The sequence below is a fragment of the Methylobacterium sp. WL18 genome (assembly GCF_008040015.1).
GTDB classification, from domain to species: domain Bacteria; phylum Pseudomonadota; class Alphaproteobacteria; order Rhizobiales; family Beijerinckiaceae; genus Methylobacterium; species Methylobacterium mesophilicum.
Map to the genome: position 1 here is coordinate 1 of NZ_VRVD01000102.1, position 10,921 is coordinate 10,921.

10 protein-coding genes are annotated in these 10,921 nt (G+C 70.5%); 4 read left to right on the forward strand and 6 right to left on the reverse strand.

Features of this window, described 5'->3' with window-relative positions:
• The 4 genes from FV228_RS10605 to FV228_RS10620 form a co-directional block, all read right to left on the reverse strand.
• Positions 1-979, reverse strand: a 979-nt coding sequence (locus tag FV228_RS10605; protein ID WP_246693880.1) for a four-carbon acid sugar kinase family protein, incomplete at its 3' end; no start/stop codon positions are given.
• 1 nt (position 980) lies between these two features.
• Positions 981-1,994: a 2-keto-3-deoxygluconate permease gene (locus FV228_RS10610; protein WP_147854599.1), complete on the reverse strand. Its 1,014-nt coding sequence runs from the start codon at positions 1,992-1,994 to the stop codon at positions 981-983.
• Positions 1,995-2,344: 350 nt separating this feature from the next.
• Positions 2,345-2,989, reverse strand: coding sequence for a hypothetical protein (locus FV228_RS10615; protein ID WP_147854592.1), 645 nt, complete (start codon positions 2,987-2,989; stop codon positions 2,345-2,347).
• A complete protein-coding gene (locus FV228_RS10620; protein WP_147854593.1) occupies positions 2,986-3,627 on the reverse strand; it encodes a hypothetical protein in 642 nt (213 codons plus the stop codon). Before FV228_RS10620 ends, FV228_RS10615 begins: the two co-directional genes overlap by 4 nt.
• Before the next feature lie 120 nt (positions 3,628-3,747).
• Here FV228_RS10620 and FV228_RS10625 point away from each other — a divergent pair, with 120 nt between their 5' ends.
• Positions 3,748-4,701: a hypothetical protein gene (locus FV228_RS10625; RefSeq protein WP_147854600.1), complete on the forward strand. Its 954-nt coding sequence runs from the start codon at positions 3,748-3,750 to the stop codon at positions 4,699-4,701.
• On the opposite strand, the gene FV228_RS10630 is transcribed toward FV228_RS10625, so the two are convergent.
• Both FV228_RS10630 and FV228_RS10635 read right to left on the reverse strand, forming a co-directional pair.
• Entirely contained in the window at positions 4,689-5,867 is a 1,179-nt protein-coding gene (locus FV228_RS10630) for a glycosyltransferase family 4 protein (RefSeq protein WP_147854594.1), read from the reverse strand. The two genes, FV228_RS10625 and FV228_RS10630, sit on opposite strands and share 13 nt — an antisense overlap.
• Positions 5,867-6,907, reverse strand: a complete 1,041-nt coding sequence (locus FV228_RS10635) for a glycosyltransferase family 4 protein (RefSeq protein ID WP_147854595.1) — start codon at positions 6,905-6,907, stop codon at positions 5,867-5,869. The genes FV228_RS10630 and FV228_RS10635 overlap by 1 nt, the downstream gene beginning before the upstream one ends.
• Positions 6,908-6,967: 60 nt before the next feature.
• Between FV228_RS10635 and FV228_RS10640 the strand changes: the two genes are divergently transcribed.
• The 3 genes from FV228_RS10640 to FV228_RS10650 all read left to right on the forward strand — a co-directional run.
• Positions 6,968-9,022, forward strand: a complete 2,055-nt coding sequence (locus tag FV228_RS10640; protein ID WP_147854596.1) for an HAD-IIB family hydrolase — start codon at positions 6,968-6,970, stop codon at positions 9,020-9,022.
• Entirely contained in the window at positions 9,012-9,926 is a 915-nt protein-coding gene (locus FV228_RS10645; protein WP_187277697.1) for a galactosyltransferase-related protein, read from the forward strand. The genes FV228_RS10640 and FV228_RS10645 overlap by 11 nt, the downstream gene beginning before the upstream one ends.
• Before the next feature lie 8 nt (positions 9,927-9,934).
• Positions 9,935-10,921 (forward strand): glycosyltransferase (locus tag FV228_RS10650; RefSeq protein WP_147854598.1); only part of this gene is annotated, 987 nt, incomplete at its 3' end.

The window sequence follows — 10,921 nt, forward strand, 5'->3', positions numbered from 1 at the left end:
GCGCACGCGCGAGCCGCGGCCCGATACTCATGTCGGGTTCGCCGCCGAGCATGATCTCGACCAAGACATCCTGGCCGGCTGTCAGCCACTCCGCGAGCTGCGTCGCCAGAGACCCCTGGCCTTCCCGGGCCAGCAACGTCTCTGGGGAGACCGGCAGGTGCGCGACGCAGCCGTCGGCGACGAGACGCCTGGCACCGGCGCGCGAGATTTCGGCGAGCGAACCGACCACGAGGAGCGTGCCGCGCCCGTCCGGTGTGATCCGGACCGGCTCGCGTGCAGCCTTCGGCCCGGTAGCCGCGAGTGCGTGCGCCAGCCCGGCACTGCCGATGAAGCAGGCAGACGGCGTCGCAGCCAGTCCTGCCTCGGCGATACGGTGCAGGTCGTCGTCGGTTTCGGCATCGCAGACGACGATTTCGTCAGGACCGGCGGCAGCCTCCGCCAGCATGTCGGCGAGACGGCCACCTCGCACTACCGGCAGTGTGATCGTTCCGGCCCGGATCCCGGCAGTCGCCAGCATCGCGCCGAGGTCGGCGCTGGCATAGGTATGATCGCGCCGCCAGACCTCCGCCTCCTCTAACGGACGGCCGCCGACCCGCATCCGGCCATTCACCGTAGTCCGGCCTGTCGCGGGGAAAGCCGGTGCCAGCACACCGAAGGCTTGTTGACCGTATCGGGTACGCAGATGCGCCAACGTTGCGGCGCTTTCGGCAGCGGGCTGCCCCCGCATCGTCGAGTCGATCTTCTTGAACAGGCGTCGATCCACGCTGTGCAGTCGCTCCAGCAGAGCAGCATGGCGCCCGGCTGCGGCCTTTGCGGAGAGACCACGGCTGTCGGCATCATACGACAGGATCGGAAGCTGATCGTCCGGCGCCGCATCACCCCACATCACGGCCGCGGCGCTTCCGCGCCGCCGGAACGCGATCGCGCAGTCGGCGGCGCCCGTCAGATCGTCGGCGAGGATGAGCCAGCGCGCGCCCATTTCAGGCGCGGCTGACCGGCGCGGGACCAACGGGCTCTCCATCGAGCGCTTCCAGCTCGTCTCCGCCGCGGCCGACGACTCGCGCCGTCCAGGCGGTGACGATCGGGACCAGGATCGCCGTGACGACGACGCAGGCCGCGACCAGGATCGTCGCAGGACCGGCGGCATCCGCGTAGGCCGGATTGGCCGCGGCAACGATCGCGGGCACGGCCGCGGCATTGCCGGCCGTCGACGCGGCAGCGACGCCCGCAACACCTGTCCCGCCTGTCAGGCGATCGGCGAGGAACAGCGGGATGCCGGTGAGGACCACGACCGCGACCCCCATCGCCAAGCCCAGCAGGCCGGCCTGCCACACTTTGCTCAGATCGAGGCCCGCCCCGAGGGCGAAGGCGAAGAACGGGATCATCACCGGGATCGCGCGGCTCAGGAATGCGCGCATCTCGCGGTCCAGGTTTCCGATGATCATGCCGACGAGGAGCGGGAGAACCGCGCCGACCAGCGTCTGCCAGGGAAACGCCGAGAGGCCGGCGACGCCCAGCGTTACCATCGTCAGAAAGGGTCCGCTCTCGAGCGACATGACCGTGTAGGCCCCGACATCGCGCGGGCGCCCATATTGGCCCATCAGCGCCATGTAGAGACCGCCATTCGTGTCGTTCATGCTCGCGACGATGGCCAGGGTGGACAGCCCCGCGAACATTCCCGCGGCAACCGGCGCCTCACCGAGAACCCGTCCGAAGATCAGCCCCAGGATCAAGGCGATCCCGATCTTCACGAGGAGAAGGGTGCCGCCTTTCTTGACGATGTAAGGGGTGGCGCGAAAATCTATGCTTGCACCCATGCAAACATAGAACACGGCCAGGATCGTCAGCGCACCCGAGAATAGCGCTCCCGTGAAAGAACCAAAATACTTCGGGGTTCCCGGAAAGAACGTGGCGATCAACGCGCCGATGAGCAGGGGCACGACCATCATGCCGCCCGGGACACGCTCGATCGCCCGCTTGATCGGGATCTGCATGCTCGTTTCCTCCCTGCGTGATGCACGCGAATTTTTATAGTCCGGTCGGCAATGCCGACCTCGCCTGGCGAGTAGATTGCGCATTCCGCGCATATGGTCAATTCTGATGCGTGGTTCGCGCACAGGACGGACCCGCCTTCCTCGTACGCGACATATTCTTTGGGTTTTTCGGTGTGGTGCCATCAACGCGGTAAACGCAGATTTGCTGGCACCGTAAAATTGGCTACTTGCCTGAGGAAGATCGATTAAAACGCATAAAATATAAATACTTTGAATTAAAAAGCTCAGTTATTATTTATCTATAAGATCTTTTATTTATCAGATTTAGGTAGTTTGGCATTCATAGTGTTTCAAATGCGTGTCCAAGCCTGGTGAACAGGACCAGAAATCGTATCCGGCTTCGAAGCGCCGATGAAGATCACGACTGGACCATGAGCCTCGCGACGGGGATCATAGAAATCCAAAAGGCCCGGATGGATCCGCTGAAAGAAATCCGGATAGCGGCCGTCTCGGCGGAGCAGGTGATCGATCACGACTTGGTCCCCATGCACCGCGTTCGGAACCGAGCCGCAGGAGCCGGCCGCCATCCAGCGTGCGGAATCGGCCGTGAAGGTCGCGTAGAGGCCGGCGAGGTCGTCCCCCTCCCAGCGGAGCAGGGCGCTGGAGAGCCGGCCGTGGTGGAAATAATCTTCCATGGCTGCGAAGCCGGGCTCGGCCAGGGCGTCGGCCGGTCCGGTGAGGACGGTATCGAGGTCGCACAGCAGGGTCGTGCCCTCCGTAAGGCCCGGGCGGAACGCTTCCATCTTGCCCCACCAGGTCGGCCAGTCGTGCCGCAGCGGTACTCGCTCGACCCCGGCCACATTCAGCGGCAAGTCCGTCAGGCAGAGGAACCGGTCGAAGGCAGGCGCGTGGCGGCGCACGCCCCGGGCCAGGCGCTCGACCCAAGTCGCGTCGTAGCGACCGCCGCTCTTCAGGACGGTGATCAGCGTGGTCATGATGCGTCCGTCACCTCGGGTGGATGCAGGCGCAGGCGCCCGGCCGCTGCGGCCTCGGAGAACCAGGCCCGCTCGGCCGCCCAGGGATGGCCGGGCCATCCTGCGAAGCCGAAGCCGTGGATGTTCACCGGGCCGGCATCCGCCGGGCGGTCGCGCAGCAGCGCGAGGCTCACCAGGAAGCCGGTGCTTGGGTTCGGGGAACCGTTGGTACCAGGCGCGAGCCGGCGCCTCGCCTCGTCGTGCAGTGTCTCGGGCAGGAGATGGACTGGCTTGCCGAGGGGGCGCAGCAGCGCCAGCGCCTGCCGGGTCCAGCAGATCGGCTCGGGCGCGTTCGCTTCCACGGGCAGCATCGGGAACGGCAGGATGAACGCCTCTGCTTCTCGGACCACCGGACGGTCCAGAAAGCCGGGATCGGCCAGCCATTCGCGCATCTGCCCGCCGCGATTGACCAGGGCCAGATGCGTGACGCGCGAGCCTGTGCGGCCGCCGAAGCCCGGGGCGTTGTTGAAGCGCACCACATGGCGGGCCGCGTCGATCGCGCGCGCCACCGGGCCGATCCCGGGAGCGTTTCCGACGATGGCGAGGGAGGCGCGCGGGTCGGCGCGCTCCGGGCGGAAGAAGTCGATGGCGATGGACATGGGTGGCTGGGTCGCGAGGAACAGCCAAGGTATGGCGCCGGCTCCGCGTCGCCAGGGCGCCGCGACAAACCGGAACGGGCTGTGACCCCCCTCCGCCGCTGCTTCGTCTGCGCCGCCGACATGCTGGCGCCGAACGCGCGGAGCCTCGATTTCCCGGGCGGGCGCCGACGGCTGTTCGCGATCGGGTGTGACTCCTGCGGCGTCCTGATCGAGCCGGATGCGGACCCCGACCAATGCTGGCGGGACCTCGCCGGACGGCTCGCCGCGCCCGTCTTCGTTCCCGACCCGGAGGCGGGCTACGGCCTCGACATCTACACCCTGCGCAGCGCCGCGACCCGGCTCGGCCGCGGGATCCGCCCCCTCGCTCCCGCTGATCGCATCGCCCTGCTTCAGCCGCACAGCACGCGCGCCGCGCAAGGCGCCCTGTACGACCTCGACGGCGCGGAGTGGCGCCCGGTCTCGCTCGGGGTGATCTGCCGCCCGGCCGAGCGGGATTCCGTGCTGGCGGCGCTGCCGGCGCAAGGTACTTGGACGGCGGATGTCGCGATCCTGCTCGATGCGCCGGCTGCCCCGGCCCTCGCCGTCGCGGTTTCAGGCTTCGCGCACGGCTCGGTGCGTCTGGCGGCGCGCCCCCTCGCGGGCGATTTTGCCGCCCAGCGCAACGCGCTGCAGGACCTCGCCCGCAACGCCTGGATGCTGCAGCTCGACGCCGACGAGGCCCTCGATCCTGCGACCGGAATGCATCTCCCCGCGCTGGCGGCGCTCGCCGAGGCCGGCGACGTCATCTCGGTCGGACTTCCCCGGCGCAACCGCATCGACGGCATCCTGTCGGATGTCTATCCGGACGTGCAGTACCGGCTGAACCGGGCCGGGACGCGCTATGCCGGCCGCGTGCACGAGCGGCCAGCGCTTTCCGGCCGCTGGCCCCGGAGCTTCATCGCGCTCCACGGCGCGATCGACCATGCGCTCACCGGCGCGCATGTCCGGGCACGCTCCCAGCACTACGAGGCCCTGGATCCGGGGCGCGGGCGGCCGGAGGAGCTGGAGGCGCTGCTGCGACCCTACCGCGCCTGATCGATCGCCCGCCGGTAGAGGTCCAAGGTTTCGCGCCCGAGGCTCGCCCGGTCGAACCGGCCCGCCGCCGCTAAGGCCCGGATGCGGTAGGCCGAGCGCAAAGCGGGATCACGCAGGAGCGGGCGCAGGGCTTCGGCTATGGCGGGGCCGGTCGCCGCCTTCGCCAACGGTCCCGCCTCGGGGACGCCGACGAAGGCCCGGGCGCTCGCATCCTCGGCGCAGGCCACGACCGGCCGGCCATAGGCCAGGGCCTCCTGGTAGACGAGGCCGAAGCTTTCGTAGCGCGAGGGCGCCAGGACGACGTGCGCGCCCGCATAGGCCTCGGCCAGGCCTTGTGCGTCGATCCTGCCGCGAGCCCGGATGCGGCTCCTGGCGGCCTCCGACAGGTCCGCCGGCATGTCGCCGGGGGGCACCCCGACCAAGTCGAGCGAGAAGGACGGAAGTTCGCCGCGCACCTGCTCTGCAGCCAGGATCACCATCGCGTCGAGCAGGGCGTCGAAGCCTTTGCGCGCCTCGGCCCGGCCGACGAACAGCAGACGCACCGGCCCCGTCCCGGCTGCCGGGTAAGGCGCCGCCTGGGCGGCGGCGATCTCCGGCGGCAGGCTGAGGCCGATCACCGCCTCCGGTCGGCGGCCCGACAGCCCGTAGGCCCGGGCGATCACCTCGGCATGCGCCTGCGTGTTGGCGATCAGCCCGGCGCTGCCCTGGGCCTGGCGGCGCTCCAGGCGGTCGGCGGCGGCACCGTCGAGGCGGTCGCGCAGGTTGGGATTCCCGTTGCGGGTGAAGGCGGCGGGCGTCGAGCTGCGGGTCACCAGAGGTAGGTCCCGGCGGGCGGCGAGCAGCACGGCCGGGGCGTACCAGTTCGTCGCCTCGACCACATCGAACGCCGCCCGGGCATGCTCCGCCAGCACCGCCCGGCGGAAGGCCAGCGGCGCCGCGAGATGACCGACCGTGCCCCAAAGGCGCAGCCGCGCCAGCGAGCTGCCCGGTGGTAGCGAAATACCGATGACAGTGACGCCGCCGACCCGCTCCCGGCCGATCCGGTCCAGCGTGAAGACCGTCACGTCGGCGCCCGCCTCGGCGAGGCTCTCGGCGATCTCCCGGGCCGCCGTGGAGAGTCCGCTGGGCGACGGCGGGTAGTCCCAGGCCAGGAGCGCCGTGCGCATCAGCGGGCGAGCAGGCGATGGTAGAGTGCGAGGTAATCGCGCGCCATGCGCTCGGCGGTGAACCGCGTCTCGAATGTTCTTCGAATTAATGCGCGGTCCAGGCTGCCGACTCTTCGAATAGCCTTCGAAGCCTGCGCCTCGGACTCGACGATGAAACCCGTTACGCCGTCTTCGACGATCTCCGGGACCGATCCCCGGTTCCAGGCTACCACCGGGGTGCCGCAGGCCATCGCCTCGATCATCACCAGCCCGAACGGCTCGGGCCAGTCGATCGGGAACAGCAGCGCCCGGGCACTACCCAGGAGCGAGCCCTTCCGGGCGTCGTCGACCGGCCCGAGATAGGTCGCGTCGGGCCCGAGCAGCGGGCGGACCTGGCGGTCGAAATAGCCGGGGTTGCCGACATCGATGGTGCCGCCCAGCCGGATCGGCATCCCGGCCGCCCGGGCGACGCGGATCGCGGTGTCCGGGCGCTTCTGGTCGGTCATCCGTCCCACGAAGGCGACATGCGCCTCCGGCTCGGCCTGGAAGGCGTAGCGGTCCCGGTCGATGCCGTGATGCACGATCCCGGCCCGGTTGGAGGCCGGGATGCCGGCCTCCTGCGCGGCCGAGATCGCCGCCACCGGCAGATCTGGGAAGCCGGCGAAGAACAGAGCCCGGTCAAGCTCGTCCACCCGCCAATGCACCGTGGTCAAGCTGCGCCCGCGGGCCGCACCGAGCAGCGCCGCGTGGGCGAACTCGCCATGGCAATGCACGATGTCGAACTCGTGCAGCCGCAGCCGCAGCGCCTCCAATTGGAGGGCGTCCAGCGCCGCCGGAACCCCGGGCGCGACCCGGCCGTGGCGCTGTTCCAGGGCCGCAAGGCTCGGGTAATCGCCGACCCGGGGCAAGTCTGTCGCACTGTCCGAGGGGGCAAATAACGTTATTTCCGCGCCCAAGCTTCGCAGCGCCGTGCTAAGATCGTGCACAACCCGCTCGGTGCCGCCGTGATGGTTTGGGGGAACGGGAAAAATGTTCGGCGCGACTTGGGCAACACGGATCACGACGCCCTCTTCACATAAGTTAAGGTCGCAAAAGCAGCCGACAGCGTCAGCAAACGTCTGATGTTCGTCCTGCACGTCGCCCTGCAGGGCTGCCTGCGCGGGCGCGATGTCGTCTACGGCCTGACCGCCGATACCGGCGGCCACATCCGCTACCTGCTGGATCTCGTCGCCGCCTCGGCGCAGGATTTCGGCGTCGCCGAGATCGTGGTGGCGACCCGCCTTTTCCACGGATCGCTTGGCCCGGATTACGCCGTGCCCGAAGAGCGGATCTCCGACAAGGTCAAGCTGGTGCGGCTCCCGAGCGCGGCTCCGGGCTACCGGTCCAAGGAGGCGATGCACGAGGAGGTCGCGAGCTTCGCCGAGAGCCTCGTCGCCTGGATCGGCGCCCAGGAACGCGCGCCCGACGTGATCCACGCCCACTATGCCGACGCCGCCGCGGTGGCGGCGATCGTAGAGGCGCGGCTCGGGATCCCGTTCGTGTTCACCGCCCACTCCCTCGGGCGGGTCAAGGCAGCGATGCTGGGAGGAGACGCAGCAGGCGCCCCCGACCTCGCCCGCCGGATCGCTACAGAGGAGGCGGCCCTCGCCCAGGCCACCCTGGTCATCGCCTCCTCCAGGGACGAGGCCGAGGTCCAGTATGCCGGCTACGAATCCTACAATCCCGGCCGCGTCCGCGTCGTGCCGCCGGGCAGCGACCTGGCGCGCTTCGCCGCCGCCGAGCCGCATTCGCGGGTCGATGCCCTGATCGACCGCTTCCTGGACGATCCCACCAAGCCGCCGTTGCTGGCCCTGGCCCGGCCGGTGGCGCGCAAGAACCTGGCGGCCCTGGTCGAGGCCTATGGCGAGAGCCCGGAGCTGCAGGCCCGGGCCAACCTCGTGATCGTGGCCGGCACCCGCGGCGACATCGACGCCCTCGACGGCGACATGGCCGCCACCATGCGCGACCTGCTGGTGCTGATCGACCGCTACGACCTCTACGGCCGCGTGGCCTACCCCAAGACGCACAGGCCCGACGATGTCCCGGCGATCTACGCCTATGCGCGGGCGCGCGGCGGCATCTTCGTCAACCCGGCGCTCAACGAGCCGTTCGGCCTGACCCTGCTGGAGGCGTCGGCCGCCGGCCTGCCGCTGGTCGCCACCGACAGCGGCGGCCCCAACGACATCGTGGAGACCTGCGGCAACGGCCTGCTGGTCGATCCCCGTGACCCAACGGCCATCGCGCAAGCCAGCCTGCGCATCCTGTCCGATCCGGCCCTGCGCGCCCGCTACGTCGCGGGTGGGGCCCGGGCCGCGGCAGCCTACGATTGGGACCGGCACGCCGCGCGCTACCATGTCCTGCTGCGGGCCCTGCTCGCCCCCGAGCCGCCCCTGCGGACGCCGGCGCAAATGCTGGTCTGCGATATCGACAACACCTTGGTCGGCTGCGAGGCGGCGCTCGGCATCTTCAGGCATTGGCGCAGCCAGCAGGCGGGCCTGGCCTTCGGGGTCGCCACCGGCCGCTCGTTCCACAGCGCCATGGCGATCCTGGAGCAGCAGGCGAGCCCGCGGCCGCAGGTGATGATCACGTCGGTCGGCTCCGAGATCTACCACCTCGACGCCAACGGCGTGACCTACACGGCCGACGCCGACTGGCGCGAGACCATCGCGGCGGACTGGGACCGGGAGGCTTTGCGCGCGGCACTTGTCGGCATCCCGGGGCTCTTGCCGCAGGGCCCCCTGGAGCAGCGGCCGTACAAGCTGAGCTATTTCGGAGACGATGCCGCCGCCCGCCGGGTCGGAGCGCATCTCGCCGAGTCCGGTCTCGACGCCCGGGTGATCCACAGCCACGACCGCTACCTCGATATCCTGCCGGCGGCGGCCTCGAAGGGTACCGCGGTGGACCATGTCCGCGCGCTCTACGGCCTGCCGGAGCGGGCGGTGTTCGTGGCCGGGGATTCGGGCAACGACATCGAGATGCTGCGCCTCCGGGTACAGGCGATCATCGTGGCGAACTATTCCGACGACCTCGCCAGCAACGCCGCGCTGCAGCACTCCTACGTCGCCCGGGCCTCGCATGCCCGCGGCATCATCGAGGGCGTGGCGCATTTCCGCCGGATGCTGGCCCATGCTTCCTGACATTCGGCTACCTGAGGTGCGCTTATCGGCGCCCGCGCCGAGCGTGCTCACCCTGGTCCGCGGCCGGGCCGGATGCCTGCGCAACCTGATGCGCGGCCTCGCCCGGCAGACGGTGCCCCCGCGCGAACTGGTGATCGCCTGGATGCAGCCCGAGCCGGCGCCCTTCCTGCCCGATCCCGGCTGCTCGGTGCGCCATCTCCACGTGCCGGGCGAGCCGATGCCGCTCGCCGCCGCGCGCAACCGCGCCGCCGAGGCCGCCGCCGGCGACCTGCTGGTCTTCCTCGACGTGGATTGCATCCCGGCCTCCGGCCTGGTCGGCGCCTACGCGGCGGCCGCCTCCGGCGCCGGGGGGCTGCTCCTCGGCGAGGTTCTGTACCTGCCGCCGGAAGCCGGGCCGGCGCTGGACGCGTCCGATCTCGACGACGCAGCCCTCGACAGCCTCGGCCGCCCCCACCCGGCACGGCCGCCGGTGCCGGAGACGGGGCTGCGCCGGGAGCCCGATCCCGGCCAGCTCTGGGGGCTGTCCTTCGCCCTGCCGGCCCAGGCCTGGCGTGCGGTCGGCGGCATGGACGAGGGTTTCTGCGGCTACGGCGGCGAAGAGACCGATTTCGCCGCCCGCCTCGCCGCCACCGGGCTGCCGACCGACTGGGTCGCGGGGGCCCGGGCCTACCACCAGCACCACCCGGTCCACGTGCCGCCGCTGCAGCATTTCGCGCCGATCCTGGCCAACGCGGCGCGCTTCCGCGCCCGCCATGGGCGCTGGTGCATGACCTACTGGCTCGGCCAGTTCCGCGCCGCCGGGCTGATCGACTGGGACGAGGCCGCCCCGGCGATCCGCCTGATCCGCATGCCCACCGTACCGGAGGTCGCCGCCTCCCTTCGGCCCGGCGCCCTGTTCTCGTGAAGCAGACCATGAAGAAGCCGATCGCGTTCTTCGTCCATCACCAGGGCCGGGGCCACGCCAACCGCACCATGGCGGTCGCCGCCGAGTTCGCCCGCGACCGGCCGGTCTCGGTGTTGACCGCCGGCCCGCACCTGTTCGACGGTTTTTCGCGCGACATCGAGATCGTGGCCCTGCCGGACATGATCGGCGCCGCCGTGCCGACCGCGCGCCTCTACGCCGAGCCGACCCCGCAGGTGATGCATTGCGTGCCCCTGGGGCTCGCCCCGATGCGCCGGACCATGCGGGCCATCCTCGACCATCTGGACGACCGCGCGGTCGGCCTGTTCGTGGTCGACGTCTCGGCCGAGATCGCGCTGCTCGCCCGGATCGCCAGCGTGCCGGCGGTGCAGATCCGGATGCACGGCGACCGCTCCGATATCGGCCATGTCGGCGCCTACGAGGCCTGCGTCGGGATGCTGGCGCCGTTCGACGCGCGGCTGGAGCAGGCCGACTATCCGGCGTCGCTGCGCACAAAGACCTTCTACAGCGGCGGCCTCTGCACCAGCCTCGACCGGGTCCCCGACCGGGCCGAGGCGCGGGCGAAGCTCGGCCTCGATCCGCAGCGCGAGATCGTCGTCGCCGTGACCGGCGGCGGCGGCAGCGGCACGCCTTACGCGCCGCTCACCGTGGCGGCGCGGGCCGAGCCAGACGCCCTGTGGCTGACCCTCGGGCCGACCCACCGGGAGGGCCACGAGACCGATTTCGCCAACCTGCGCGAGCTGGGCTGGGTGCCCTCCGTCACCGACTATCTCGCGGCCGCCGACATCGTCATCGCGTCCGCGGGCGACAACACGGTCCACGAGGTCGCCCGGGTCGGCGGCCGACTGATCGTGATGCCGGAGTGGCGCTACTTCGCGGAGCAGACCCGCAAGGCCGAGGCTCTGGTCCGGCTCGGGGCCGCCGTCCAGGCCCCGGCTTGGCCCGGCGACCTCCAGGGCTGGCGCGACCTCCTGGCC